This window comes from Sorangium sp. So ce176 (assembly GCF_051519835.1).
Lineage (GTDB): Bacteria > Myxococcota_A > Polyangia > Polyangiales > Polyangiaceae > Sorangium > Sorangium cellulosum_G.
The window spans coordinates 2,810,756-2,837,175 of sequence record NZ_CP150371.1 but is presented as its reverse complement, the minus strand read 5'-3'; the positions used below and the strand labels follow the sequence as shown (position 1 = coordinate 2,837,175).

At 73.2% G+C, this 26,420-nt stretch carries 19 protein-coding genes and 2 pseudogenes; 15 read left to right on the top strand and 6 right to left on the bottom strand.

Features of this window, described 5'->3' with window-relative positions; genetic code table 11:
• Window positions 1-10: 10 nt before the first annotated feature.
• From sfnG to WMF42_RS10940, 6 genes are all read left to right on the top strand, one after another.
• Window positions 11-1,144, top strand: a complete 1,134-nt coding sequence (gene sfnG / locus WMF42_RS10965; protein WP_437691860.1) for a dimethylsulfone monooxygenase SfnG — start codon at window positions 11-13, stop codon at window positions 1,142-1,144.
• Window positions 1,145-1,281: 137 nt separating this feature from the next.
• Window positions 1,282-2,847: an AbgT family transporter gene (locus tag WMF42_RS10960; protein ID WP_437691859.1), complete on the top strand. Its 1,566-nt coding sequence runs from the start codon at window positions 1,282-1,284 to the stop codon at window positions 2,845-2,847.
• A gap of 487 nt (window positions 2,848-3,334) precedes the next feature.
• Window positions 3,335-3,820, top strand: coding sequence for a hypothetical protein (locus tag WMF42_RS10955; protein ID WP_437691858.1), 486 nt, complete (start codon window positions 3,335-3,337; stop codon window positions 3,818-3,820).
• A gap of 191 nt (window positions 3,821-4,011) precedes the next feature.
• On the top strand, window positions 4,012-8,157 hold the full coding sequence (locus WMF42_RS10950; RefSeq protein ID WP_437691857.1) for a serine/threonine-protein kinase: 4,146 nt from the start codon (window positions 4,012-4,014) through the stop codon (window positions 8,155-8,157).
• Window positions 8,154-8,519, top strand: a complete 366-nt coding sequence (locus WMF42_RS10945) for a hypothetical protein (protein WP_437691856.1) — start codon at window positions 8,154-8,156, stop codon at window positions 8,517-8,519. The genes WMF42_RS10950 and WMF42_RS10945 overlap by 4 nt, the downstream gene beginning before the upstream one ends.
• Before the next feature lie 15 nt (window positions 8,520-8,534).
• Window positions 8,535-9,308, top strand: a complete 774-nt coding sequence (locus WMF42_RS10940) for a hypothetical protein (RefSeq protein WP_437691855.1) — start codon at window positions 8,535-8,537, stop codon at window positions 9,306-9,308.
• Between the two features lie 237 nt (window positions 9,309-9,545).
• Here the strand turns inward: WMF42_RS10940 and WMF42_RS10935 are convergent, their stop codons facing one another.
• The 4 genes and pseudogenes from WMF42_RS10935 to WMF42_RS10920 all read right to left on the bottom strand — a co-directional run bounded on the left by WMF42_RS10935 (window position 9,546) and on the right by WMF42_RS10920 (window position 13,466).
• Window positions 9,546-10,724 carry a S8 family serine peptidase gene (locus tag WMF42_RS10935; RefSeq protein ID WP_437691854.1) on the bottom strand — a complete coding sequence of 393 codons (1,179 nt, stop codon included), beginning with the start codon at window positions 10,722-10,724 and terminating at the stop codon, window positions 9,546-9,548.
• A 139-nt stretch (window positions 10,725-10,863) separates the two neighbouring features.
• On the bottom strand, window positions 10,864-12,354 hold the full coding sequence (locus tag WMF42_RS10930) for a S8 family serine peptidase (RefSeq protein WP_437691853.1): 1,491 nt from the start codon (window positions 12,352-12,354) through the stop codon (window positions 10,864-10,866).
• Window positions 12,355-12,646: 292 nt separating this feature from the next.
• Window positions 12,647-12,883, bottom strand: a pseudogene (locus tag WMF42_RS10925) (hydroxylase); the annotation flags it as partial.
• 48 nt (window positions 12,884-12,931) lie between these two features.
• Window positions 12,932-13,466 (bottom strand): annotated as a pseudogene (locus WMF42_RS10920) (helix-turn-helix transcriptional regulator).
• A gap of 359 nt (window positions 13,467-13,825) precedes the next feature.
• On the opposite strand from WMF42_RS10920, the gene WMF42_RS10915 reads away from it, so the two are divergent.
• Both WMF42_RS10915 and trxA read left to right on the top strand, forming a co-directional pair.
• Window positions 13,826-16,417, top strand: a complete 2,592-nt coding sequence (locus tag WMF42_RS10915) for a DUF2169 family type VI secretion system accessory protein (RefSeq protein WP_437691852.1) — start codon at window positions 13,826-13,828, stop codon at window positions 16,415-16,417.
• Between the two features lie 224 nt (window positions 16,418-16,641).
• Complete coding sequence (gene trxA / locus WMF42_RS10910; protein ID WP_061607770.1) at window positions 16,642-17,052, top strand: thioredoxin; 411 nt, start codon at window positions 16,642-16,644, stop codon at window positions 17,050-17,052.
• 69 nt (window positions 17,053-17,121) lie between these two features.
• Here trxA and WMF42_RS10905 read toward each other — a convergent pair whose 3' ends face one another.
• Complete coding sequence (locus WMF42_RS10905; RefSeq protein WP_437691851.1) at window positions 17,122-17,538, bottom strand: GFA family protein; 417 nt, start codon at window positions 17,536-17,538, stop codon at window positions 17,122-17,124.
• Between the two features lie 114 nt (window positions 17,539-17,652).
• Window positions 17,653-18,045 carry a DUF2809 domain-containing protein gene (locus tag WMF42_RS10900; protein ID WP_437691850.1) on the bottom strand — a complete coding sequence of 131 codons (393 nt, stop codon included), beginning with the start codon at window positions 18,043-18,045 and terminating at the stop codon, window positions 17,653-17,655.
• Window positions 18,046-18,291: 246 nt separating this feature from the next.
• On the opposite strand from WMF42_RS10900, the gene WMF42_RS10895 reads away from it, so the two are divergent.
• The 7 genes from WMF42_RS10895 (at window position 18,292) to WMF42_RS10865 (ending at window position 26,356) form a co-directional block, all read left to right on the top strand.
• Window positions 18,292-19,668: a hypothetical protein gene (locus tag WMF42_RS10895; protein WP_437691849.1), complete on the top strand. Its 1,377-nt coding sequence runs from the start codon at window positions 18,292-18,294 to the stop codon at window positions 19,666-19,668.
• A 147-nt stretch (window positions 19,669-19,815) separates the two neighbouring features.
• On the top strand, window positions 19,816-20,424 hold the full coding sequence (locus WMF42_RS10890) for an RNA polymerase sigma factor (RefSeq protein WP_233562493.1): 609 nt from the start codon (window positions 19,816-19,818) through the stop codon (window positions 20,422-20,424).
• Complete coding sequence (locus WMF42_RS10885; RefSeq protein WP_437691848.1) at window positions 20,421-21,479, top strand: tetratricopeptide repeat protein; 1,059 nt, start codon at window positions 20,421-20,423, stop codon at window positions 21,477-21,479. Before WMF42_RS10890 ends, WMF42_RS10885 begins: the two co-directional genes overlap by 4 nt.
• 188 nt (window positions 21,480-21,667) lie before the next feature.
• The gene (locus WMF42_RS10880) at window positions 21,668-22,648 is read left to right on the top strand and encodes a hypothetical protein (protein ID WP_437691847.1); all 981 of its coding nucleotides are present in this window, start codon (window positions 21,668-21,670) and stop codon (window positions 22,646-22,648) included.
• Between the two features lie 62 nt (window positions 22,649-22,710).
• Window positions 22,711-23,760, top strand: a complete 1,050-nt coding sequence (locus tag WMF42_RS10875; RefSeq protein ID WP_437691846.1) for a hypothetical protein — start codon at window positions 22,711-22,713, stop codon at window positions 23,758-23,760.
• 56 nt (window positions 23,761-23,816) lie between these two features.
• Complete coding sequence (locus WMF42_RS10870) at window positions 23,817-25,880, top strand: PEP/pyruvate-binding domain-containing protein (protein ID WP_061605596.1); 2,064 nt, start codon at window positions 23,817-23,819, stop codon at window positions 25,878-25,880.
• A complete protein-coding gene (locus WMF42_RS10865) occupies window positions 25,877-26,356 on the top strand; it encodes a hypothetical protein (RefSeq protein ID WP_434046742.1) in 480 nt (159 codons plus the stop codon). Before WMF42_RS10870 ends, WMF42_RS10865 begins: the two co-directional genes overlap by 4 nt.
• Window positions 26,357-26,420 lie beyond the last annotated feature (64 nt).

The following is a 26,420-nucleotide window of genomic DNA, read 5'->3' as shown; positions in this document are numbered from 1 at the left end:
GAACCAGATCATGAGCAACAACGAAAGCATCACGCCGCCCACGTCGATCGCGCCCGCCGGGCGCGCCCCGGTGAAGTTCGCGTACTGGGTGCCGAACGTCAGCGGCGGCCTCGTGGTGAGCAAGATCGAGCAGCGGACGCACTGGGGTATCGACTACAACAGGAAGCTCGCGCGGCTCGCGGAGGACAGCGGCTTCGAGTACGCGCTCAGCCAGGTCCGCTACATGGCGAGCTACGGCGCCGAGTACCAGCACGAGTCGACGTCGTTCAGCCTCGCGCTGCTGCTCGCGACAGAGCGGCTCCGGGTGATCGCGGCCGTCCACCCGGGGCTGTGGCACCCCGGGGTGCTCGCGAAGCTCGGCGCGACGGCCGACGATCTGTCGGGCGGGCGGTTCGCCGTCAACGTCGTGAGCGGCTGGTTCAAGGGGGAGTTCACGGCGCTCGGCGAGCCGTGGCTCGAGCACGACGAGCGATACAGGCGCTCGGAGGAGTTCATCCGGGCGCTCCGGGGCATCTGGACCGAGGACCACTTCTCGCTGCGGGGCGACTTCTACCGGATCAACGACTTCACGCTGAAGCCGAAGCCGTCGCAGAAGCCGCACCCCGAGATCTTCCAGGGAGGGAACTCGAAGGCGGCGCGGCAGATGGCCGCGCGCGTGTCGGACTGGTACTTCATGAACGGCAACTCCATCGAGGGCGCCCGCGCCCAGGTGACCGAGATCAGCGAGCTCGCCGCGCGCGCGGGGCGCCGGGTGAAGTTCGGCCTGAACGCCTTCGTCATCGCCCGCGACACGGAGGAGGAGGCGCGGCAGGTCCTGCGCGACATCATCGCTCACGCGGACGTGGAGGCGGTGAACGGCTTCGGCGACGCCGTGCGGCAGGCCGGCCGGGCGTCGCCCGAGCGCGAGGGCATGTGGGCCAGCTCCAGCTTCGAGGACCTCGTGCAGTACAACGACGGGTTCCGCACAGGCCTCGTCGGCACGCCCGAGCAGATCGCGCGGCGGATCGTCGCCTATCAGGCGGCCGGGGTCGATCTCGTGCTGACCGGGTTCCTGCATTACCTCGAGGAGGTGGAGCAGTTCGGGAAGAAGGTCCTCCCGATCGTCCGCGAGCTCGAGGCCGACGAGGCCCGCAAGGCGGCCTGAGGCCGCCCGCGCGGGCGCCGGAGCCGCGCGCGGCGCTCGACGACCATCGACCCTCCACACCAACCCCACCCCCGAAATCGCGCGCGTGAAGCTCCCCGGCCGCGCCGCTCCGCGCGCGTTCGGCTTACGATGAGCGTATGTCCAGCAATCAACCCGAGCTCCCCTCGCCCGCGCCCGGAGCGCGGCGCGGCCGGGCTGCGCGCGCCCTCGACGCCCTCGAGCGGGCCGGCAACAGGCTCCCCGATCCGGCCGTGCTCTTCGTCCTGCTCGCCGCCGCGGTCATGGTCGTGTCCGCGGCCCTCGCGCCGCTCCAGTTCAGCGAGATCGACCCGCGGACGAAGCAGCCGCTCCAGGTCCAGAGCCAGCTCTCGGGCAAGGCCATCACCGAGTTCCTCTCGAGCATGGTCCCGACCTTCACGGGCTTCCACCCGCTCGGCGTCGTGCTCGTGGCCCTGCTCGGGGTCGGCATCGCCGAGCACTCGGGGTTCATCAACGCCGGACTGAAGAAGCTCCTCACGATCACGCCGAGAGCGCTGCTCACGCCGATGCTGATCCTCGTCGCCATCGTCAGCCACACGGCGGCCGACGCGGGCTACGTGCTCGTCATCCCGCTCGGCGCGGTCATCTTCCAGGCGGCAGGCCGGCACCCGCTCGCCGGCATCTCCGCCGCGTTCGCGGGGGTCGCGGGCGGCTTCAGCGCCAACTTCATCCCCTCCAGCCTCGACCCGCTGCTGCAGGGCCTGACGCAGGCCGGCGCCGGCATCCTCGACCCGAAGCGCACGGTCAACCCGCTCTGCAACTGGTTCTTCTGCAGCGCCTCGTCGCTGCTGATCATCGGCCTCGGCTGGTACATCACCGACAGGGTGATCGAGCCGCGCGTCGCCCGGATACCCGTCGACGCCGCCCCGGAGCAGGACCGGCGCATGGCGGACCTCACGCCCCGCGAGGCGCGCGCGCTCTGGGCAGGCCTCGGGGCGATGGCGCTCTGCGTCGCCCTGCTCGTCGCCGCCTGCGCGCCGCCGTCGTCGCCGCTGCGCGCGCCGACCGGCCAGCTCACGGTCAGCGCCGCGCCCCTGATGAGCGCGATCGTGCCGCTCATCTTCCTCTTCTTCCTCGTCCCGGGGCTCGTCTATGGCTATGCGTCCGGCACCTTCACGAGCCACCGCGACGTGATCGGCGGGATGAGCAAGACGATGAGCACGATGGCCTATTACCTGGTGATGGCCTTCTTCGCCGCGCAGTTCATCTATCTGTTCAACAAGTCGAACCTGGGCGCGCTCCTGGCGCTCAAGGGCGCCGCGGGGCTGCAGGCCCTGGCGCTCCCGAGCACGGTGACCATCGTGGGCATCATCCTCCTCACCGCGATGGTGAACCTGCTGATCGGCTCCGCGTCCGCGAAATGGGCGCTGCTCGCCCCGATCTTCGTGCCCATGCTCATGTCGCTCGGCATCTCGCCGGAGCTCACCCAGGCGGCCTACCGCGTCGGCGACTCGACAACGAACATCGTCACGCCGCTCATGGTGTACTTCCCCCTCGTGGTGGTCTTCTGCCAGAGGTACGTGAAGAGCACCGGTATCGGCACGCTCATGGCGCTGATGATCCCCTACTCCATCACATTCCTCGTCGCGTGGAGCCTCTTTCTGCTCGCTTACTGGCAGCTCGGCTTCCCGCTCGGGCTCGACGCGCCGTACGCCTACCCGTGACGGCCCCGCGGCGCGCGGTTTGCTTGGCGCGCCCCGTCCTCGCGGACCGCGCGGGGCACGTGTCTGCGCCCCCGCCGCCCCCGCCGCCCCCGCCCGGCAAGCGCCGGTCCTCCTCCCCGCGCAGCGCCGCCCGGTGAGAAGGATCGGCGCACGGACTGCGCGTCAGGCGCAGACGATGCGCCAGCCGCACTGGAAGCGACGCGCTCAGCAAGGTGGCCTTCCTCACGAGTCGACGGCGCCGGACATGCGACATGCGACAGTGACCTGTGCGCAGGATCACAGGGGTCGTGAGCACACCTGCCGAGTTCGCCGCTGTAACGCCGAGGTTTGATCGGGGCGCATCGATTGCGTGTCCGGCGCGACCGCTGCGCGAACGATTCTGCCGCGGTCCTCGGAATGACGTCCACGCGCAGGATCCAGCGATGGCGCGCGGCGTGCAAGCCAGCGGGAGTGTAGGGTCGGACGGCGAACCCAGAAAGGGGCTTGTATGAGCTCAACACATCTCGGCGCGTCAGGGAGCTGTAGCGGCGCGTCGTCGGGACCGCTCATGGCACGCGGCGGCGCGCCGGTCGTTCGTGGCACAACGGCGCCGGGGCCTTCCGAGAAGGCGGCCGAGCCGCCACCCGCAGCGGCGAGCGCGCTGGCCCGCGCCGCGGAGGACGTGCGCGGCGAGCGCGGCGAGTCGTGGGGGCTCTGCAGCGCGCTGCTCGCTGTGGCCATCGGCTGGCTCGCCTGGTCGCAGCCGTCGCCGAGCGCCGGCACGGTGCTGTTCGTCGCGCTCTGCCTGATCCTTGTGTTGATCGAGTACCGTCGCGCCGGCGCGCGCTTCCGGAGCGCGATCGCCGCGGCCGGGGTGGCGCACGGCCTGAGCGACGGCGAGGCCGCGCGGGAGGCGTGGCGCCACGACGCGGCCTTCCGCGAGGCCCGCGCCGCAGGCGAGAGCACGGCGGGCGGCGACGCGGAACGCAGCTGAGCGACCCCCCGGCCGACGGGGGCCCGCGACCGCCCCTCGCGCGAACGCAGGAGTTGCGCGCGGGCAAGAGCTCGATCGGTCCGGCCCGCAGGCGCGCTCAGCCCCGGCCATGCGACGAGGACCTACCTCGTGCGCTCCGGCTCAGCTCGTCGCTCACGGACGCGCGCGGGTTCCGTGAGATACTCGGCGCCATGACGCCGGGGGAGAGGCTGGGGGCGCGTTATCTCATCGAGCGGCAGGCGGGGAAGGGCGGCCTCGGCACCGTCTACCGGGCGCGCGACGTCGAGAGCGGCGCGCCGGTGGCCATCAAGGTCCTCCGGGAGCCGACAGACGACAAGCGCAGCCGGTTCGCCCGCGAGGCGCGCGCGCTGGCCGCCCTCGCGCACCCGTGCATCGTCCGCTACATCGCGCACGGGCAGACGCCGGACGGGGAGCTCTACCTCGCCATGGAGTGGCTCGAGGGCGAGGACCTCGCGGCGCGGCTCGCCCGCGGCCGGCTGGAGCCGGCGGCCGCGATCAAGGCGCTGATCCGCGTGGCCGAGGGGCTCGCGTTCGCGCACGCGCAGGGCATCATCCACCGCGACATCAAGCCCCAGAACATCTTCCTGCCGGGCGGCGAGATCGAGCGGGCCACGATCGTCGACCTCGGCCTAGCGCGGCTCGCCGACGCGACGACGGCGCTGACGCGCACCGGGGCGACGGTGGGCACGCCGTCGTTCATGGCGCCGGAGCAGGTGATCGGCGAGGGCGAGGTCGACGCCCGCGCGGACGTCTACGCGCTCGGGTGCGTCCTGTTCGCCTGCCTGGCGGGCCGGCCGCCCTTCGCCGCGGCGCACCCGCTCGCCATGCTGGCCAGGGTGGTCTTCGAGGAGCCCCCGCGGCTGAGCGCGCTCGCGCCCGGGTTGCCCGCGGAGCTCGACGCCTTCGTGGCGCGGCTGCTCGTCAAGCAGCCGGACAGGCGCCCCGACGCGAGGGAGGCGCTCGACGAGCTGCGCGCGCTCGCGACGTTCATCGCCGAGTCGTCCTCGCGCCCGCCCGCCTCGGTGCCCGGCCTGACGCGCCGCGAGCGGCGCCTCGTCAGCGTCATCCTCGCGCACGCGCCCGGCACGGCCGACCGCGCGCCCGCCAGCGCCGACTCGCACGCCGCGACCGCCTCGATCAGCAACGCCCCGCGGCTCAGCACGCTCTACAGGACGTCGCACGCGCTCCGGCAGGTCGCCGCCCGGCACGGCGCGCAGCTCGAGCTGCTGCGGGACGGCTCCCTCGCGGCCGTGATCACCGCCGCGGGCTCGCCGACCGACCTCGCCGTGAACGCGGCCCGCTGCGCCATGGCCCTGCGCGACCTCCTGCCCGGCACGCACGTGGCGCTCTCGACCGGGTGGGACGAGCTCGAGAAGACGCAGCCGATGGGCCAGGTCATCGATCGCGCGAGCGCGCTGCTCGCGGGGAGCACGAGCGCGCGCGCGGCCGCCGGCGCGCTGTACGATCCCAAGGCCGCCGCCACGCTGGCCGACGGCGCGGCCGATCGCGCGCCGGCCGATCGGAGGGCCGCCGCCACGCTGGCCGATCGCGCGGCCGCCCGCACCCTGTCCCCGCGCACGCTGTCCGATCGCGCGGCCGCCGGCGCGCCCGGCTGCGCGGAGGCCGCGTCCCCCGTCCTCCTCGACCGGATGACGGCGGACCTCCTGGGCGATCGCTTCGAGGTCTCGCTCGACCGCGCGACGCTCGCGCTCATCGGCGAGCTCGAGCCCGCGGACGAGGCCCGCAAGCTGCTCGGCAGGCCGACGCGGTGCGCGGGGCGGGAGCGCGAGCTGCTCCTCTTGCAGTCGACGTTCGACGAGTGCGTCGCCGAGTCGGAGGCCCGCGCGGTGCTGGTCACGGCGGACGCGGGGGTCGGCAAATCGCGCCTGCGCCACGAGCTCGCGCGGCGCCTGGCCGCGCGCGGCGAGCCGCTCGAGCTCTGGATCGCGCGCGGCGACCCGATGCGGATGGGCGCGCCGTTCGGCATGCTCGGCCAGGTCGTCCGGCGCGCGGCGCGGCTGCTCGACGGCGAGCCGCTCGAGGCGCGGCAGCGCAAGCTCGCGGCGCGCGTGGCGGAGCACGTGGCGCAGCCGCTGCGGCAGGCCGTCACGGAGTTCCTTGGCGAGATGGCGGGCACGCCCTTCCCGTCGGAGGCGAGCGTGCTGCTCCGGGCGGCGCGGCAGGACGCGAAGGTCATGGGCGACCAGATGCAGGCCGCGTGGGTGGAGCTCGCGCGCGCCGAGTGCCGGGCGCGGCCGGTCCTGCTCGTGCTGGAGGACCTTCACTGGGGCGACCGGCCGACGGTCGAGTACGTCGACGCGGCGCTCCGGCTCCTCGAGGGCGAGCGGCTGATGGTGCTCGCGCTCGCGCGCCCCGAGGTGCGCGAGTCCTTCCCGGACCTCTGGAGCAAGCGCGCGCTGACGGATCTGCGGCTCGTCGGGCTGTCGCGCCGCACGTGCGAGAAGCTCGTCGGCGAGGCGCTCGGCGCGGTCGACGCCGCGGTCGTCGCGCAGATCGTCGACCGCGCCGGGGGCAACGCGTTCTTCCTCGAGGAGCTCGTGCGCGCCGAGGCCGAGGGCCACGGCGGCGGCGTCCCCGAGACGGTGCTCGCGATGATGCAGTCGCGCCTGGAGGGGCTCGCGCCGGACGCGCGGCGGGTGCTGCGCGCGGGCAGCGTGTTCGGGAGCGTGTTCTGGCGCGGCGCTGCGGGCGCGCTGCTCGGGGCCGAGGCGGACGAGGCGCACCTCGACGCCTGCCTGGCGGAGCTCGCGCGGAGCGAGCTCGTCACGCGCCTGCACGAGTCGACGTTCCAGGGCGAGGTGGCGTACGCCTTCCGGCACGCGCTCGTGCGCGACGCGGCCTACGAGATGCTGACCGAGGGGGACCGGCAGCTCGGCCACCGCCTCGCGGGCGCGTGGCTCGCCGACGCCGGCGAGACCGACGCCATGGTCCTCGCCACGCACTTCGAGCGCGGCGGCGACCTCGAGCGCGCGATCGGCGGCTACCGGCGGGCGGCCGAGCAGGCGCTCGGCGGCAACGACTACGTGGCGGTGATCGAGCGCGCCGAGCGAGCGGTCGCGTGCGGCGCGGCCGGCGAGGCGCTCGGGGAGGTCGAGGCCGTCCAGGCGGAGGCGCACCGCTTCCGGGGCGAGAGCGCGGCGGCCGAGCTGCACGCGACGAGGGCGATGCAGGCGCTGACCGAGGGGAGCGCGTCGTGGTGCCGCGCGGCGGGCGTCGCGCTCTGGGCCTCCCACCACGTGGGGCGCGGGGACGCCGTCGTCGCGCTCTCCAGGACGCTGTGCGCGCGGTGGTCGGCCGCGGCGGTGACCGGGCCCGAGCTCAGCGTCATGGCGCAGACGGCGCTGATGCTGCTCTACATGCAGGGCCAGTGCGAGGAGACGGACGCGCTGACGTCGCGCATCGACGCGTCGTTCGGGCGCTTCCAGCACGACCCGACCGTCAGCGCGCCCATCCTGCGGCTGCGCACGCACCGCGCTATTCTGGCCGGGGACGTCGGCGCCGCCGGGGAGCTCTGCGAGGCGGCGGTGCGCTGCTTCGAGGCGGCGGGCGACGTGCGCGGCGCCTGCGGGGCGCGCATCAACGCCGGTCATTTCTGCAACGAGCTCGGCGCCTACGCCGACGCCGCGCGCCAGCTCCGCGCCGCGCTGGCCGACACGGGGCGGCTCGGCCTGCTGTTCATGGCGGCCTTCGCGAAGGAGAACCTCGGCCGCACGCTCCTCCAGCTCGGCGAGATCGACGAGGCGCGGGCGCTGCTCGACGAGGCGCTCCAGTCGTTCGTGGCGGCAGGCGACCGGCGCATGGAGGGCGGCACCTACGTCTACCTCGCGGAGGTGTTCCGGGTCGCGGGGGACCTCGATCGGGCCGAGGCCGTGGCGCGCCGCGGCTGCGAGCTGCTCGCCGACGTCCCGCCGCTCATCCCGTGCGCGACGGGCGTCCTGGCGGGGGTGCTGCTCGCCGCGGGGCGCGCCGCCGAGGCGCTCGAGGTGGCGAACCGGGCCGCGGAGCTCGCCGCCCCGATCATCGCCGCGCAGGGCCACCTCGAGGAGGGCGAGTCGCAGATCGACCTGGTGCGGGCGGAGGCCCTCGAGGCGTGCGGCGCGCACGGGGAGGCCCGCGTCGCGATCGCGACCGCCCGCGAGCGGCTGCTGGATCGCACGTCGCGGATCGCGAACCCCGCGTGGCGGGCGGGCTTCCTGGAGAACGTGCCCGAGCACGCGCGCACCCTCGCCCTCGCCCGCGCGTGGCTGGGCGAGCGCGACGGCGCGGCGATCGCGCCCGCCGGGGGCGCGCCGTGAGCGCCTGCGCCACCATCGACCTCGCCGGGGGCCGCGCGTCGTACGAGGCCGGCGAGGAGCTCGCCGGGGTCGTGCGCCTCACAACGCTCCCGGGCCGCCCGGTGCCCCGGGTCGAGCTGTCGGTCCTCTGGCTGACCGAGGGCAGGGGCAGCACCGACACGGGCGTCGCGCACGCCGAGGTGCTCACCGAGGGCCAGCAGGAGGCGCCCGCGGAGGGCTTCTCGTTCCGGGCGCGGCTGCCGCTCCTGCCGCGCAGCTACAGCGGCGACCTGATCGAGATTCGCTGGCTGGTCCGGGTGCGGTGCTCCGCCGGGCTCATGAAGGACGATCTTATCTATGACCAGCCCATCACCGTGCGCTGAGGTCCCCGCCCCCCGATGAAGCTGCTCGCCGCCCTCCGTCGCTCGAAGAGATCCCCCTCCACCGAGCCCGCCGCGCCGCTCGCCGCCCGCGGTCCTTACCGGAGCGGCGGCTCCGGCGGCCCCCTCGAGCGCTACCGCGCCGTGCTCGATCGGCTGCCGCTGCCCGACGTGCGCACGGCGCCGGGCGCGCACCTGCCCGTGCGGCTCCTGCCCGACACGGCGCCCGTCGGCCCGATGAGCCCTCGCGCCAAGGTGGCGATCGTCATCGCCGCCGTCTCGCTCTACGCTCTGGCCATCTCGCTGGAGGAGCGTGGGCGCGTATCGCTGCTCGCGGCGCTCGGCCTTGCCGTCGGCGCCTGGATGGTCTGGTGGTTCCTTGTCGGCCACGTCCGGCTCGTGAGCCGGGACCTCGCCATCGAGCTCGCGGAGGAGCCGCTGGTCCTCGGGGCCCCGCTGCGCGCCCGCCTTGTCCTGCGCGGGCGGCGGCGCGTGCGCTGCGCGCGCGTCACGCTCGTCTGCGAGGAGCGGGTCCAGTACCAGAGCGGCTCCGACCCCCAGTCCGAGACGCACCTCCTCTCGGAGCGGGTGCTGCTCCTGGCGGAGGACCTCGACATCGAGCGTGGGAGCGCCTGGTGCCAGGAGATCACGGCGGACCTGCCCGAGCAGGCGATGCACTCCTTCCTCGCGGCGAGCAACGAGATCCGCTGGGCGCTCCTGGTCGACATCCAGGCCGAGCGCGGTCCGAAGGTGACGCTGGCCTATCCCGTACGTGTCTTGCCGCCGGCGTGACGCGGGTCCAGCGCGCTGTGACAGGCGGCGAGGGGGAGCGTCGTGTCGATGACACCGAACACGTTGAAACCCTGAGAAAAAAAACGAACCACAGAGGCACAGAGGGCACAGAGGGAAGAGAAGAGATAAAGAAATTTCTATCTTCTCTCCCCTCTGTGCCCTCTGTGCCCTCTGTGGTTCAAATCTCTTCATTCGTGGGCGTTTCAAGCTGATCGGCGCTCTGGCTGGAGATGGCCTTCACGGCGCCGTCGTCGCGGACACCGGCGCTTGCACGAGGCCGGAGCCGACATCCGAGGCTGGCGCGTTGAGCTGGCGCGCCGTCGCCAGCATGCGCCGCCAGATCTCCAGGGCGCTCGCGTGCGGATCGGCCTCCATGAGCAGCGCGAGGACGCCCGCCACGTGCGCCGCCGCCGCGCTGGTGCCGCTGAGGGTATTGTAGGCTCGCGGCAGCGGCCATGAGGACAGCACGTCGACGCCCGGCCCCACGACGTCGATCTTGCCGCCATTCGAGAAATCCGCGACCTGGAGGCTGCTGTCGACCGCCCCGACCGCGAGGATCGTCACGACGTTCGCCGGCGAGCCGGTAGGCTGGATATCGCCTCGGGCCCGATGGCTGCCATGGCCCGCCACGCCGACGAGGATCGCGCCTTGCGCCAGGGCGCGCTCGCCGATCGCCCGGTACGCCTCCACGGGGGGCCGCGCGCTCCCGAGGGGCAGCAAGAGGACACGACACCCGTTCTCGAGGGCCCAGTGGATCCCGTTCATGATCCAGCCGTCCGCGCCGGAGCCCTGGTCGGAAAGGACCTTGGCGATGTAGAGCTCGGCCTCGTGCGCGACGCCGTAGCGCGGCCCCTGCGATGGAGTCCGCGGCCCGCAGGCGATGCCGGCCGCGTGGGTGCCGACGCCGCTAGCGTCCTGCGCCGTCTCGCCCGGCACGAAGGACCGGTGGACGACCTTCCGGCCCTGGAAGTCCGGATGGCTCGGATCGAAGCCCGCCGCGAGGATGGCGACCCGGATCCCGCGCCCGGCGAACGGGGACTGTTCGACGCCGATCGCGCCGAGACCCCAGGTCGCGTCCCCCTGCCCGGCCGGCCCGGGCGCTGAGAGCGGGTAAACGAACCCCTCGTCCTCCACGGAAAGGAGGATGCCCCGCGCCTGGAGCTCGTTCATGACAGCGAGGGCCGCCACCGAGGGCTCGGCGACGACCATCATGTGCAGCCTGTCGAACACGATCGCGTCGGCCGTGGCCATCGTCTCCGGCGGCACGGCGCCGCCGCGCTCGGAGGCCACCACCACGTCCATGCCGACCGCCGAGAGCGCGCTCGTCATGGCGGGAATGTTCACGGTTGGGCTGAGCACGACGAGCTTGCGGCCCGTGGTCCTGTGCTCATCTCTCGGAGGATGGATGTCTTTCATGGCTCGCTTCTCCCTGTTGCGTGGCATGGGCGAGCGCGATGGCGCGGTCATGGCAGAAGGCGCCCGCCGGCGGGCGCCTCCCGCCTGGACTCGCCATGACGGCCGCCTCGGCCCGAGGTGGGCTCGTGTTCTGGATGGATTACCGGGTGTCGGACTCTCGCGGCGAGGGGATCTGGACTCCACCCCTCTCCACGATGGGGCCCTCGCTCTGCGCGGGCGGCGAGGAGCGGGCCGACGCCTTCTGCTTCCCGATCGGCTCCTCCTGCTCCGTCCTCGCGGACACCGGCGCCTGCACCAGGCCAAAGCCGACGTCCGAGGCGGGCGCGTTGAGCCTGCGCCCCATCCTCTGCAGGCGCCGCCAGATATCCGGGGCGCTCGCGTGCGGATCCGCCTGCATGAGCAGCGCGAGGACGCCCGCCACGTGCGGGGTCGCCATGCTGGTGCCGCTGATGGTGTTGTAGCCCTGCGGCAGCGGCCACGAGGAGTGCACGCCGACGCCTGGCGCCGCGATATCGATCTTGCCGCCGTTCGAGAAATCCGCGACCCGCAGGCTGCTGTCGAGCGCCGCGACCGAGAGGATCGTCCCGGAGTTCGCCGGCGCGCCGGTATACTGGATGTCGCCCCGGGAGCGATGGCTGGCGTTGCCCGCGGCCGCGACGATGATCGCGCCCTGGTTCAGCGCGCGCTCGCCGGCCGCCCGGTACGCCTCCACGGGAGGCCGCTGGCTGCCGAGGGACATCGAGATGACCCGGCACCCGTTCACGAGGGCCCAGTTGATCCCGTTCATGATCCAGCCATCCGCGCCGGAGCCCTGGTTGGACAGGACCTTGCCAATGTACAGGTCGGCCTCGTACGCGACGCCGTAGCGCGGCCCCTGCGCCGAGGCATGCGGCCCACAGGCGGTGCCGGCCGTGTGGGTGCCGTGACCGGCCTGGTCCTGGACCGTCTCTCCGGGCACGAAGGACAGATGGACGACCTTCCGACCCCTGAAGTCCGGATGGTTCAGATCGAGCCCCGTATCGAGGACGGCGACCCGGACCCCGCGCCCCGTGAACGGGGAGGCCTCGATGCCGATCGCGTCGAGACCCCATGTCACGCTCCCCTGATCGAGCGGCCTGGTCCCTGGTTCGTGGCGCCCCCGGCCCTGCCTCTCCTCGCGGACGCCGCCCGAGGACTCGCCGCGCCCGGAGGGGACGCCCGTGTGCCCCTCTGTTGCCGCAGGCGCGCCGCCGGAGAGGAGATGATCGATGAGCCCGTTCACGCCGGCCCGATAGCCATCGAGGTACTCTCGCTGCGAGGACTGCAGGGCGGGCGCGGAGATGGCGTGAACGTACCCCTCGTCCTCCACGGAGAGGATGACGCCCCGCGCCTGGAGCTCGGCCATGACGGCGAGGGCCGCCGGTGACGGGTCGGCGACGACCATCGTCTGGAGCCTGTCGAACACGACCGCGTCGGCCGTGAGCATCTTGTCCGGCGGCACGGCGCCGCCGTACTGGGAGGCCATGACCACCTCCATGCCGACGGCTTCCAGCGCGCTCGCCATGGCGGCGATGTTCACGGTCGGGCTGAGGACGACGAGCTTGCGGCCCGTGGTCCTGAGCTCATCTCTCGGAGGATGGATGTCTTTCATGGCTCGCTTCTCCAGGGTGAATCGACAGTCCGGCAGCACGGAAACCCCATCACGGGGCTCCGCGTGAGTCTATGAAGTCGACCTCTGACCACGGCAAGCTGACCGTCCGAGCCGCTCAGAGCGGACTCCGCACAATCCAGCGCTGAGCGCGGGCACGTTGGTTTCAGCGGACTCCGCGCAATCCAGCGCTGGACCCGCACGTCGGTTTCAGCGGACTCCGCGCAGTCCAGCGCTGGGATGTCCAGCCTCTCTCCTTTCGCGGAGAGGGCTGGACTCGAGAGAGCTGCTCACCCTACGCCGCGAACGCCGCCGCGTGCTCCGCCGCCCATTGCGCGAACGTGCGGGCCGGCCGCCCTGTCACCTGCTCGACCGTCGGGACGACGGTGGTGCCGATCTTCGGCGTGTTCCCGTAGACCTCGACGAAGAACTCGATGGCCTCCGGCGAGAACCCTGCCGCCGCCCACCGCTCCCGCGCCTGCTGCTCCGTCAGCTCGACGAGCTTGATCTCGCGGCCTGCTGCGGCGACAACCCGTGGCAGCAGCGCGCGCGACGCGATCGCGCCGCGCCCTGGCCGGCCTCACGCCGGCGCGCCGCCCTCGCGCTCCCAGGCCTGACGCCACTCCTTCGTCAGCGTCCGGCGGGGCTTGCCGTAGGGCCGCGCGGTGAGCGCGAGGCTGGCGATGCGCTCGGCGCGGAAGTGCCGGAACGACGCGCGCAGGCAGCACCACGCCGCGATGATCTGCTTGCCCTCGTAGTACGCGATCTGCACAGGCCAGACGTCGCGCTCGGTGCTGCTCCCCGACTCGCTCCGATAGCGCATCGCGAGCGCGCGCTCCCTTCGCATCGGAGCCGACCCAGCGCGCGCCGAGGACGAGCGCCTCGAGCTCCTCCGCGGTGAACATCAGCGGAGGCAGGAAGAAGCCGGGCCGCAGGACGTAGCCGACGCCCGCCTCGCCGTCGATCGGCGCGCCGAGCCGGATCAGCGTCTGCACGTCGCGGTAGATCGTGCGCACCGAGACGCCCTGCTCCTCCGCGAGCTGCGCCGCGGTGACCGGGCGCCGGTGGCGCCGGAGCGCGGCCATGAGCGCGAAGAGGCGCTCGGTCCTGTCCATCGCCGGCGACGATCGCAGGCCGAGCGGCCCGTGTCGAGAGGCACAGAGGAGAGAGATCAACAACGTAGGCCCGATGCGCCTCCGTGGCTGGGATTCCCGGCGCGCACTGCCCACGACGCGACATCGACGCTCGCGGCGGTCTCGTCCATTGCGGGTCTTCACACCGCGCCCGCGAGCGCCCTACATGCGTTGCTCGCTGGAAGATGGTCACAGCGTCATGGCGCAGTGTTCGAGGGTCTCGATGCGAGTCGCCCTCACCGTCGACTCGCGCGCTTGCGTCCGCGGGGCGCGCCGCGTATCGTCGGCCGTCGAGAGCCCTCCGCGGCGGTGAAGGCGCGCGGGCCAGTCGAGGTTACGCCGTGCGAACGCCCTGGCCTCTCCCCGTCGTCGCGCTGACGCCGGCCTCTTGCGGGGCCGTGCTGTGGCGCATGCAGGGCGCAGAGCGGCTCACTGTCATCGTCAAGGCCACGTTCGCGCTCGTCCCCGACCGGAGCGCGGAGCTCGCCGCCCCGGCGGAGCTGGTCTGCGCCGATCGGCCGCGAGACGGGTGCGGCAGCCTGGAGGAGGCGTGTGAGACAGCGCCTTACCTGCCGAGCGCAGGGGTCCTGCTGCGCGGGCACGCGGCCGCGCCCGCGGGCACGACCGCGGCGGCGCTGTCGGTGCGGATCGCGCTCTTCCGCGAGGATCGCTGGCTCCTCGACAAGGTGCTCCACGTCCACGGCGACTGGACGCGCGAGGCCCCGAGCCCGCGTCCTTTCAGCCTCATGCCGCTCGTGTACGAGCGCGCGTACGGCGGGCCGCACATCGACGCGAACCCTGTCGGCGTGGGCGCCGGGGCGGCGCTGCCGAACATCGTCGATCCGGCCGATCCCGCGAGGCCGGCGGGCTTCGGGCCGATCGCGAGGCACTGGGCCCCGAGGAGCGGCCTCCTCGCGCGCGATCGGGCGATCGAGCCTCCGGCCCCGGAGCTGGATGGCAGCTTCGACTTTCGCTATTTCCACGCCGCTCCGGCGGACCAGCAGATCGAGTTCCTCCGCGGCGACGAGTGGATTCTCCTCCAGGGGCTGCACCCCCGCTGTCCGTGGATCCGGTCCAGCCTGCCCTCGGCGCGCGGGCTCGCGCGGCTCTATCGGACCGGGGCGGGAGGGGAGGAGCACGCGCAGCCGATCGAGCTCGTCGCGGACACGCTGACAATCGACGCGGACCGCCTGCTCTGCTCGGTGATCTGGCGCGGAAACGTCGCGCTGCTGCCCGACGACGCGCCGGCGCGCTTGCGCGTTGTCGCGGGCGTCGAGCTGCCGGGGTGGCCCCTCCTCTGGCCCTCGGCGGCAGCCCCTGCTCCGCCCCCTTCCTCGACGTCTGCGCAGGGGCCGCCTCCCTCGACGTCAGCGCAGGGGCCGCCTCCCTCGGCTCCAGCGCCGGGGCTCACCGGGCACGAGCCAGCGACCCAGAGCGACACGCGCGCTGCGATCGAGGGCGAGCCTGGCACCGCGGCCGTGCATGGCGGGCTCGCGCCGGGCGTCGCTCGGCCGCTCGCCCCTGTCGTGATCGCCGACGCGGCGAGCGCGCCTGTCGACCCGGGCGTGGAGATCCCGGCCGGGCACTGGAGCGTCGTCACGCAGCAGGTGACGCGGCTCCACGCGACGCCTGCCCTGCCCTTCGTGCAGCGCCAGGAGCCGCACCAGGAGCCCCAGGAGCCGCACTGGAGCGCTGTCACGCAGCAGGTGCCGCAGCTCCACGCGACGCCTGCCCTGCCCTTCGTGCAGCGCCGGGAGCCGCACCAGGAGCCCCAGGAGCCGCACTGGAGCGCCGTCACGCAGCAGGCGGCGCCGCTGGCCCCGGCGCCTCCCCTGCCCTTCTTGCCCGCCCCCGAGCCGCCGCCGCGCCCCGAGCCGCCGCCTGGATCGGTGCCGTTCGCGATGCCCTTTGCGCGCGCCGGGGCCGATGCCTCCTCGTCCGAGCCGCTCCCCCCGGTGCTGCCACCCCCGCTCGCCGGGCTCGACGAGACGCACCCTGTCGTGCAGCCGCCTGCGACGGTGCCGCCGCCGCCCGCGCCGCGCGATGACACAGGCGCTGCCGCGCAGCCGCCGCCTGCGACGGTGCCCCCGCCTGCGACGGTGCCCCCGCCTGCGACGCTCGACGACACCGACCCTGCCGCAGAGGGCCCGCGCTCGCTCGCCGCAGAAGCGCTCGTTCCGGCGCCCCCGAGTCGCGCCCCCGCGAGCGCCGCCACCCCCTCCGACGCGCCGCCCACCGACGAGCCGGCGGCCCGCGGCCTGCGCGCGGAGGTGATCGCCCGCCTGAAGAGCGGCCAGCCGCTCCACGACCTGGAGCTCGCGGGCGCTGACCTCGAGGGCATCGACTGGAGCGGCGCCTCGCTCGAGCGCATGAACCTCGCCGGCGCCTCGCTCGCCCGGTGCAACTTCGCCTCGGCGCGCCTGGCGAGTGCCAACCTGAGCGGCGCGGACCTGACAGCCGCGCGCCTCCACGCGGCCGACCTGACGCGCGCCGATCTCTCCCGCGCCACGCTGGACGACGCGCAGCTCTGCTCGGCGATCCTCGACGGCGCGGACCTCACCTCGACCCGAGGCGCCAACGCGCGCTTCGACGGCGCGTCGCTGGACGGCGCCGACCTGCGGCGAGCGCGCCTCACCGAGGCCGTCTTCGACAGGGCGAGCCTCGCCGGCATCAACGGGAGCAAGGCGGACATCCCGCGATCGAGCTTCGCGCGCGCCAACCTCGCCGGCGCCATCCTGCACGCCGCGAAGCTCAAGGGAGCGCGGCTCACGGGCGCCAACGTCGACGGCGCCGACCTGCGCGAAGCGGACCTCACGGGCGCCAACGTCCATGGCGTCACGCTCGCCAACGCGAGGTCGGGCGGCGCCATCTTGCGCTCCCTGGTCGAGACCGCACCTCCTGACGACGAGCTTCACCTTTCTTCACAGGATTGACGCTGGAGGACGCGGCTCTCGATTGACCGCCAGGGCGACCTCATTCCGCCGAGGAGCCTCGAGAACCTTCACCCGACGCGGCCGCAGCTCGGGACGGCCGCACATCGCACTCCGCCCGGCGCGCCCGCTCTCGATGGAGCCGCTCGAGGCAGGGCGGACTCAGCCTTGAATTCCCGGGCCGGCGCCTCGGCGACAGGGGTGGGCTTCGAGGCTATGCTCCGCGGATGAGTACCACAGAGCTCAGCACGGCGAACTTCGAGCAGACGGTCGACTCGAACGACATCGTCCTCATCGACTGGTGGGCGCCCTGGTGCGGCCCATGCCGGGTCTTCGCGCCCGTCTTCGAGAAGGCCTCCGAGAAGCACCCGGACCTCGTGTTCGCGAAGATCAACACCGACGAGCAGCAGGATCTGGCCCAGGCGTTCAACATCCGATCCATCCCGACGCTCTTCATCTTTCGCGAGAAGGTCCTCCTCTTCGCGCAGGCAGGCTCGCTGCCGGCGTCGGCGCTCGATCAGGTGATCGAGAAGGTGCGCTCGCTCGACATGGACGAGGTGCGCACCAAGATCGCCGAGGAAGAGGCCAAACGGACGGCCGGCGGTGGCCAGGGCGGCGAGGGCGGCGAGGGCGCCTGAGGAGCGCCGGCGCCAGGGCTCGCCGAGGCGCCCGCCCCCGGGGCCTTCCGGGGGCGCGGAGGCGCGGTGTCAGCTCTGGCTGCCCGTCTTGCTCCCGCGGTAGTCGGCGGCCCCCTGGATGGGCGGCAGCCAGGGGACGCGGTGCGCGGTCCAGATCTGGAAGGACGGGGGCGGCAGATCGCTGGGCCTGTCCATCGAGCCCAGGAAGATATCGATCTCCCGCGCCCCGTCGCGGCGCCAGAACAGCGCGGATCCGCAGGTCGAGCAGAACTGGCGGACAGCGATGCTGGAGGAGCGATAGGTCGCCGGCGAGCCGGAGAGCAGCTCGAAGCGCTCGTCAGCGAAGGTGGCGAACGCCGGCATGGGTGAGCCGCTCTGTCGCCGGCACTGGCTGCAGTAGCAGAGGTTGGTGCTCGAGGGCGCGCCGCGCGCGCGGTAGCGGATCGCGCCGCACAGGCAGCCGCCGGTGTGGTGAGCCTCGGTCATGGACGTCGCCTCCGTTCTCCTGGATTGTGCGAGCGCCAGCCTGGCCCCTCCCGGCGCACGTCGCAACCGCGCACATCGCGACCCCGCGCCTCGCCGCCGCTGCGATGCGGTGGCTCATGGCGAGGCCCGGAGCGGCCGGCAGAGCGCATACCCGAGGGCGCAGCCGAGGCCATACAGCGGAAAGTCCATCGGGTCGAACCCGCCATTTCCGCCGAGCAGGAGCCGCCCCGGCACGGTGCTGCGCGCGGCCCACAGCCAGGGCGCGTCGCTGAGCTGCAGCAGCTCGATCGCGCACGTGGCGGCGAGCACCGCGAGCGCCAGCCGGTGGGTACGGGCGGAGATCCACGCGAATTGCGCCGCGGCGATCCACACGACCTCGTAGAGCACCGCACCCGCGCTGTTGCGCAGCCAGGCCGGGCCGCCGTGGAACCGCGCGAGGAGGCCGACGGGAACGACTGCCACGATGAGGAGGACCAGCAGGATGCGCTTGCGCGCGGCTTCCGGCATTCGCGCAGCCTACAGCGCCGTCCGCTTGAAGCGAGCGCGACCGTGGAGACGGGTGCGCTCCTCGTCGACGGGACCAGCGCGCAAACCGCCCTCGACCCCCACGACGGCGGACAGACAGAGAGGAAAACTCCTCGCCTGCTTCAACAACGGTTCCGCTTCGACGGCTCTCTCGAGCGACGAGGGCCAGTCCCGAGGCGGGAGGTAGGGATGGTGCCCCCGCGGAAACGCTGGTAAGTTTCAGGGCCTGTGCCGGCTGCGTCGTCCGCGCTCGCCCTCCGCGCTGCCCGAACGGCCGCGAGCGCCGTCGCCTGCGCGCTCCTCGCCCTCCCGGCCGCGGCGGACGAGCCCCGCGCCGCCCGCGGGCCGGTGATCGTCCTCGCCGCGTCCGCGGGCGCCGACCGCATCGACACGCAGGCCATCGAGCTTGTCGCGGCCCACATCCGTCCCCTCGGAATTCGCCTCCAGATCGTCCGTTCCGGCGCGTCGCGGCCCGCGCTGCAAAGGCTCCTCCCCGACGCCCGCGCGCTCGCCGAGGCCTGGGACGCGCGGGGCGTGCTCTGGGTCGACGCCGGATCGAGGGGCGAGCTCGCCCTCTACGTGGTCGAGCGCGACGGCGATCAGATCTACGGCCGCCGCATCCCGGTCGCGCCCGGACAGACAGCGACGGCGCTCGAGTCGCTCGCCAACATCGCCGGCGCGGTCGCCGAGGAGCTCCGCGAGGGGCACGTCGCCGCGCTGACCGAGGTGAACGTCGCCGCGGCCGAGGCGGGTGCAGTGGCGCCGCCCGAGCCAGCGGCTGCGCCCGTCGTCGCGCCGGGCGCGCCCCTCGCCGCGCCCCTCGCCGCGCCCGCGCCGCCGCGCCCGCGGCCGCCCGCGGCCCAGCCTGGGGCCCTCCGCGCGCCGGTCCGGCTGCCCGCGATCGCGGTCCTCGCCGGTTATACAGGCGCGAACTTCAGCGGCGAGGCGCCCTGGCAGAGCGCCGCGGCGCTCCGTGCCTCCTGGGCGCCGGTGGACGGCGCCGTCGTCGGCCTGGGCTACGAGCTGATGCCCGCGACCACGATCGGCGACGAGGAGTCCGGGTTCGAGCTCGCGCGCCACCCGGTGACAACCACCGGTCAGATCCGGCTGCGCCTGCCGCTCGGCATCGACCTGCAGCTCGGGGCGCGCGCCAGCGTCGATGTCGTCCAGCGCGTCCCGCAGGGCGACGCGACGCCGCCCGCGCGGCAGCCGCAGGCGGCCCCGCCGTACCCGCCCCCGCCGTACCCGTATCCCCCGCCGTACCCGTACCCGCGGCACCCGTACCCCCCGCCGTACCCGTACCCCCGGTGGCCGCCGCCGACGACATGGCCGCGGATGGCGCCCCAGGAGCTGCCGCCGCTGGAGACCCAGACCGACGTGCTCGTCAGCGTCGCGCCTGTCGCGGAGCTCGGGTATCCGCTCAGCGAGCGGCTTCGCCTCAAGGCGATGCTGGGCGTGGACTTCCTCCTGACGCAGCCCGACGGCTCCGTGCACCCGAGCCTCGCGCTCCAGCCCCACCCGGTGCGGGTCGTCGCGGGCCTCGGGCTGGAGCTCGGGCTCGCCCTGCCAGCGCCGCCCGCAGCGGCGGGTGGGGTCAGGCGGTGAGCGCCCGCGCCGCGTGAGCCGACGCAGAAAGAAAATTGACCCGGTTCGGCCGAGACGCCGCACCAGGTCACGGCGATGGACGCTGAGCACTCACGAGCGCTTCGCGCGAGCCTCGGGCCGATGCCCGAGCTGCGCCTGGCCAGCGCCATGACGCGCCCCCTCCCCCCCGCGGCCCCCTCGGCCTCCGTGACGACCGTGCCGCTCGACCTCGAGCGGATGCGCCGCGCCGGCGCGGGGGACACCGCGGCCCAGGCCTGGCTCATGACGCAGGTGATGTCGCGGGTGCGCCGGATCGCGCGCGCGTTCCTCCGCAGCTCGGCCGACGCGGACGACGCCGCGCAGCTCGCCCTGCTCGCGATCCTCGAGAGCGCCTCGACCTACCGCGGCGAGGCCGCCGTCGAGGCCTGGGCCAGGCGCATCGCCGTGCGGACCGTCCTCCGGTACGTCAAGCAGCAGCGCCGGGAGGGCGCGCCGGTCGCCCCGGAGAGCGCGATCGACGAGGAGGTCGCCCAGGCGCCCCACCAGCCCCCGTTCGAGGCCCTCCCGCGCGAGGCGCGCGCGTACCTCGACGCGCTGCCCGAGGCGCAGCGCGACGTGATCATCCTGCACCACGCGCTCGACTACTCCATCGACGAGATCGCTGGCATGACCGACGTCAGCCCCGACACGGTGAAGAGCAGGCTCCGCCTCGGGATCGGCGCGCTCCGCAAGCAGGTGCGCCAGGACATGGCCGTCGGCCGCAAGAGGACAGCATGACAGGTACGCAGAAGTCCGAGATCGACCTGGACCGCCTGCCCGCCATCCTCGCCGCCGAGGCGCGCGGCGAGCCGATCGGCGCAGGGGACGCAGAGCTCCTCCGCCGCGCCGAGGCGGACGACCCCGCGCTGCGCGCCGAGGCGCCGCTGTGGGCCGCGATCGGCAAGCTCGGCGACCCGCGCGCCGACGGCCACGAGCTCAGCGACGCCGTCATGCTCCAGCGGGTGCTCGCGCGCGCCTCGGTCGAGCCCGCGCCCGCGAGCGTGGCGCGGCCTCGCGCGGCGCCGCGGCCGGCGCTGCGGCGCGGGTTCGCAGCGTCGATCGTGGGCGTGGCCGCCGCGGCGACCCTCCTTGCCGCGCTCGCGGCGGAGCTGGTCGACGGGCCCGCGCAGGCGCCCCCGCCCACGCCGGGCCGCAGCGAGGCGCTCGATCCGGGCGGCGCGGTGCAGGAGGTCCCGAGCGTCCCCCCGTCCGCGCCGGGAGCGCCGGCGCCCGACCCGGGCGCGCCGGCGAGCGAGCCGCCGCCAGGCCCGCCGGAGAGCGCGCCCGCGGCCACCGGCGCGCCGGCGAGCGAGCCGCCGCCAGGCCCGCCGGAGAGCGCGCCCGCGGCCACCGGCGCCGCCGAGGTCACGGGGCGCGCGCCGCAGCCGCCCAGGCCGCGCGCGGAGGAGCCCGCGATGAGCGCCGAGGCGCTGCTCCTGCGCGCCCAGTCCCGGCTCGCGCAGGGGAAGAGCGCCGAGGCGAGCGCCGCGTACCGCGACCTGCTCGCGCAGCACCCGTCCAGCCCCGAGGCGCGGGCGGCGCTCGTGTCGCTCGGGCAGCTCGCGCTCCACCAGGGCAAGACGGCGGCGGCGCTCGGCCATTTCGAGCGCTACCTCGCCGGCGGCGGCGGCTCCCTCGCCGCCGAGGCCCGCGTCGGGCGGATCCAGTGCCTGCGCCGGCTCGGGCGCACGGCCGACGAGCGCGCGGCCATCGCCGACTTCCTCGCCCGCCATGGCGCGAGCGTCCACGCGCCGCGGCTGCGCGCGCGCCTGTCCGAGCTCGGCGGCGGGTGAGCGCGAGGGCCCGCGAGGCCCGAGATCCCGAGATCGCCGGCGCGGCGCGCCGGTGCGCCGCCCGCAAAAAATTTTGACCCGCGATCTCGCGAGGCCACCACCTGGCCACCGAGATGTCGCAAAAAGATCGTCGAATCGTAAAATTCCTTTCCCGCGGCGAGTGGCGCGTCTGCGCCCTCGGCGGGGTCTTGAGCCTCCTGTCTGCCAGCTGCTCGACAACGACGAGCGACAACACCCCGGCCCCCGATCAACCCGACGGGTCCGGGGGGTCGGGCGGCGCGACCGGGGAGGGCGACCCCACGCGCCTCATCGGCGCCTTTCAGGTGCGCTCGTCGCCTGCCGCGCCCTCGCAGGAAGGCGCGCCGGAGGCGACCGGGACCACCGCGGTGCTCGGCAAGATCTACGACGGGACCACGCCCTCCCAGATCATCTGGGAGCTCGCGGCCGAGGAAGGGAGCTGCCGGCTCCTCAAGCCGCGCGTCCCGTTCTGCGACCAGCCCTGCGGCGGGAGCGCCGTCTGCGTGGAGGACGACACGTGCCAGGCCTACCCGGGCGCGCACAGCGCCGGAGACGTGACGGTGCTCGGCCTGAACCTCGAGTCGGGAGAGGCGTCCTTCGTCATGAAACCCACGGCGAACAACTACCAGCCGCCCGCCGGCGTGAAGCTCGGTTATCCGCCCGCCGACGAGGGACAGACGGTTCGCCTGGAGGCGAGCGGCGATTTCTTCAGCGCCTTCACGGTGGAGTCGAAGGGCGTGAGCCCCATGCAGCTCCTGAACGACACGATCCGCCTCGAGCCCGATCAGGACGTGCAGCTCACCTGGGCCCCGCCGGGGCAGGCCGGCATCTCGGAGGTCCACGTGAAGCTCGATATCAGCCATCACGGGGGCACGAAGGGGATGATCGAGTGCTCCGCCGAGGACACCGGCTCGCTCGACCTCCCGGCGTCGCTCGTCACGCAGCTGCTCGACCTCGGCGTCGCGGGCTTCCCGACGATCATCGTCACACGCAGGGCCGTGGGCGCCACGACGATCTCGCACGGCCGGATCGATCTCGTCATCTCGTCCCAGATCGAGCAGTCGGTCGTGATCGCGGGGCTCACCTCGTGCAACGACACCTCGCAGTGCCCCGAGGGCCAGACCTGCCAGCCCGATCTCACCTGCCAATGAGCCTCGCCGGCCCCCGGTGCGACGAACAGCCCAGCTTAATAGAAAATAAGGAACCAAAGACCATGGCCATCGCACACCGCTCCCTCTCCTTGCTGCCCCTCGCCCTCGCGCTGCTCTCGCCCGTCGTCGGCTGCTCCGGCTCGGACCCGGAGGTCTCGAACAACGGAGCGACCAGCACGTCGTCGAGCACCGGCGGCGGCGCCACGACAACCACCGGCGGCGGCGCCACGACAACCACCGGCGGCGGCGCCACGACAACCACCGGCGGCGGCGCCACGACAACCACCGGCGGCGGCGCCACGACCGAGAAATTCAGCTTCTTCGTGACCAGCCTCGTCGCGATGCAGGAGCTGTCGGGCTCGCAGGAAGGCTTCGGGGGCGATCTCCGCTTCGGCGAGACGGGCCCGGGCGCCGGTCTCCGCGGCGCGGACAAGATCTGCGCGGCGATCGCCGAGAAGAGCATGCCGGGCGCGGGGAGCAAGGGGTGGCGCGCGTTCCTGAGCGCGGTGGCAGGAGAGGACGGCAAGCAAGTCGACGCGATCGACCGGATCGGCGAGGGGCCCTGGTACGATCGGCTCGGCCGGCTGGTCGCCAACAACAAGGCGGAGCTGCTCAACGATCGTCCCAGCGCGGCCGACGAGGCGATCATCGACGATCTGCCGAACGAGGACGGCGTCCCCAACCACCAGCCCGATCCGAGCCAGCCCGAGGTCGACAACCACGATATCCTGACGGGGACCAACGACGAGGGCAAGCTCTACAGCGCGACCGCGACGTGCAAGGACTGGACGTCCGCGGAGGGCGACAGGAACGTCGAGGGGAGGCCGCGCGTCGGACACTCGTGGCCGAGGGACTTCGGAGGAGGATTCGGAGAAGGCGGCGGCACCGGCTTCCCCGGCTTCCCCGGCGGCACCAGCGGCACCGGCGGCCCCGGCGGCCCCGGCGGCCCCGGCGGCGATTTCAACATGGCCAACTGGATGTCGTCCCTCGACGAGTCGGGGTGCGCGCCGGGCGTGAGCCTCGTGGAGATGGGGCCGCCGCAGCTCGACGTGCCCACGGTCGGATCCGGCGGCGGTTACGGCGGGATCTACTGCTTCGCCCTGACGCCCTGACGCAGGCGTACCGCCGCGTCCCCCCCTCGATCAGCTTGCTTGTCTCAGGAGGATTCATGGTTCAACGCAATCGCATCACGTCCATCCTCGCGCTCGCCCTGCTCGCAGCGGCGCTGCCGGGCGCGTGCGGCGGCTCGTCCGACGATCTCGGCGCAATCGAAGAGGTCTGCCAAGGTGCGAGCGAGGACGGGTCGACGGAGTTCCTGAAGCGCGTGGGGTGCACAGCGGACTTCGAGGCGCTCGCGTCGGCGCCCGTCGACGCCAGCCTGCCCGGCGCGCGCTCGGTCAAGGTGGTCCTGGATCGCGCCGATCAAGACGCGCTGTATTTCCAGAACAGCGTGCTTTACCAGATCCACTACGACTTCGTGTCATCGCACCTCTCCGGCGACGCGCTGCCGTACGTCCCCCCCCTCTCCGAGTTCAACGCGACCGAGTACTTCACGCCGGATCGCCGCTTCGTCCTCGGCGCGGTGACGCATTACCAGGGCCCGGACGTGTGGGCGCTCGAGCTCTCGCCCTACGACACCGCGTCTGCGGACATGATCACCACCCTGTTCAAGGCGGTGCAGGGGGCCTCGTTCTTCGGATCGAAGCTCGCCTTCCACCCCACGTCGGAGGCCGTGGCGGTCGAGGCGCAGAAGCTCCCCTCCGACATCCCCGTTGTCAGCACCGGCGATCTCTACGCCGGGATCGACTACCAGCCGCTCTCGCTCGGCACGGCGATGGGGCGGCTCCACTTCGCGAAGGTGGCGGATCTCGCCGACGAGTACCTCTCCCACCAGGACATCGTTGTCCTCGACGAGGCGCCCAACGACATCTCGGTCGTCCAGGGGATCATCACCGAGGAGTTCCAGACGCCGCTCTCGCACGTGAACGTGCTCTCCCAGAACCGGCGCACGCCCAACATGGGGCTGCGCAACGCGATGAACCTCCCGGAGCTGCTCGCGCTGAAGGACAAGCTGGTCGAGCTCACCGCGGGGCCGTCGTCCTGGAGCGTCCGCGAGGTCACCGAGGCGGAGGCCGAGGCGTTCTGGGAGGCGCACAAGCCCGAGCCCGTCACGCTCCCCGAGCTGGATCTGACGGTCACCGATCTGCGCGACATCGAGGAGGTGACCCCCGATCCGCCGGACGGCGAGCCGCTCCGGGACGCGATCAAGAAGGCCGTCCTCGCCTTCGGCGGCAAGTCGGCCCACTACTCCATCCTGGCGAGGATCCCCGAGGTCCCGATCCAGAAGGCGTTCTCGATCCCGGTCTACTACTACGACCTGTTCATGAAGCAGAACGGCTTCTACGAGCAGATCGAGGCGCTGCTCGCCGATCCGCAGTTCAACACCGACCCGGCGGTCCGCGACAAGGGGCTGAAGACGCTCCGCGACGCCATGAAGAGCGCGCCCGTCGACGCCGAGCTCCAGGAGCTCCTCAAGGCGAAGATCGAGGCGGAGTATGCCGGGCACCCGATACGCTTCCGCACCAGCACGAACAGCGAGGATCTCGACGGGTTCCCGTGCGCCGGCTGCTACGACTCGAACACCGGCGATCCGACCGACTGGGAGGACGTCCTCGACGCCATCCGCAAGACGTACGCGAGCGCCTGGAAGCTCCGGACCTTCGATGAGCGCACCTATTACGGCATCGATCACAGGACCATCGGGATGGCCTTGCTCGTGCACCACAACTTCCCCGACGAGGAGGCGAACGGCGTGGCCCTGACCAACAACCCGTTCGACCCCACCGGGATCCAGCCCGCCTTCTACGCCAACGTGCAGACGGGCGGCGACGTGGAGGTCGTGGCCCCGCCCGCCGGCGTGACGAACGACGAGTTCCTCTATTTCTTCAACCAGCCGAACCAGCCTGTCACGTACCTCACCCACTCGAGCCTCATGCCGGAGGGCCAGACGGTCCTCTCGGCGGCGCAGATCCATCAGCTCGGCGTGGCGCTCGACGCCATCCATGAGCGGTTCTCCCCCGCGTACGGGCCCGCGTCGGGCAACAACGGCTGGTATGCGATGGATGTGGAGTTCAAGTACGACGACGACGCGAGCCCGGGCGAGCCGCCGACGCTCTACATCAAGCAAGCGCGCCCCTACCCCGGCCGCGGGGCGGCCGCCGGGGCGCCGTGAGGCGACTGCGCGCGGCGCTCGCGCTCCAGCATGCCGGCCCCGCGATCGTCCTGGCGCTCACGCTCGGGGCCGCCCTGTGGCTCCACTTGGACATCAGCCCGAGCGGGCGGGTCTTCGGCTTCGCTGTCGCCCCGTCCGGCGAGCGCCTGCAGCAGCCCGTGAGCGCGGGCGCGGGCGCGCGCGCTGTCGCCTGCGTCCCCGAGCGCGCCTCGCTCGGCCTGCGCGAAGGGGACACCGCCGAGCTCCGCGTCCGCGGCCAGCTCGGCGACCCGATCCCGGGCACGATCGTGGCGGTGGGCCCGCTCGTCTCCGCGCTCCCGCTGCACTGCTGGCCGACGCCGAAGGTGTCCGCATGGGGCCGCGTTGTCACGATCGCGTTCGACACGCCGGTGGCGCTCGCCCCCGGTCAGGCGTTCCAGATCACGCTCGACAGCCCCCGTGGCGCCGACGGAGGTCGCCTGGTACGCCGGGAATGATGATACACTAGCTCGCAGTGTAGAGAGGGGCAGGCCCACCAGAGGGATCTCACCTGCCAATGAG

Coding starts and splice junctions, on each gene's coding strand:
- WMF42_RS10940 (WP_437691855.1), top strand. CDS start 8,535: ATGAAGCTGCTCGCCGCCCTCCGTCGCTCGAAGAGATCCCCCTCCACC.
- WMF42_RS10870 (WP_061605596.1), top strand. CDS start 23,817: ATGGTTCAACGCAATCGCATCACGTCCATCCTCGCGCTCGCCCTGCTC.
- WMF42_RS10900 (WP_437691850.1), bottom strand. CDS start 18,045: ATGCCGGAAGCCGCGCGCAAGCGCATCCTGCTGGTCCTCCTCATCGTG.
- WMF42_RS10960 (WP_437691859.1), top strand. CDS start 1,282: ATGTCCAGCAATCAACCCGAGCTCCCCTCGCCCGCGCCCGGAGCGCGG.
- WMF42_RS10885 (WP_437691848.1), top strand. CDS start 20,421: ATGACAGGTACGCAGAAGTCCGAGATCGACCTGGACCGCCTGCCCGCC.
- WMF42_RS10955 (WP_437691858.1), top strand. CDS start 3,335: ATGAGCTCAACACATCTCGGCGCGTCAGGGAGCTGTAGCGGCGCGTCG.
- WMF42_RS10930 (WP_437691853.1), bottom strand. CDS start 12,354: ATGAAAGACATCCATCCTCCGAGAGATGAGCTCAGGACCACGGGCCGC.
- trxA (WP_061607770.1), top strand. CDS start 16,642: ATGAGTACCACAGAGCTCAGCACGGCGAACTTCGAGCAGACGGTCGAC.
- WMF42_RS10950 (WP_437691857.1), top strand. CDS start 4,012: ATGACGCCGGGGGAGAGGCTGGGGGCGCGTTATCTCATCGAGCGGCAG.
- WMF42_RS10890 (WP_233562493.1), top strand. CDS start 19,816: ATGACGCGCCCCCTCCCCCCCGCGGCCCCCTCGGCCTCCGTGACGACC.
- sfnG (WP_437691860.1), top strand. CDS start 11: ATGAGCAACAACGAAAGCATCACGCCGCCCACGTCGATCGCGCCCGCC.
- WMF42_RS10875 (WP_437691846.1), top strand. CDS start 22,711: ATGGCCATCGCACACCGCTCCCTCTCCTTGCTGCCCCTCGCCCTCGCG.
- WMF42_RS10905 (WP_437691851.1), bottom strand. CDS start 17,538: ATGACCGAGGCTCACCACACCGGCGGCTGCCTGTGCGGCGCGATCCGC.
- WMF42_RS10935 (WP_437691854.1), bottom strand. CDS start 10,724: ATGAAAGACATCCATCCTCCGAGAGATGAGCACAGGACCACGGGCCGC.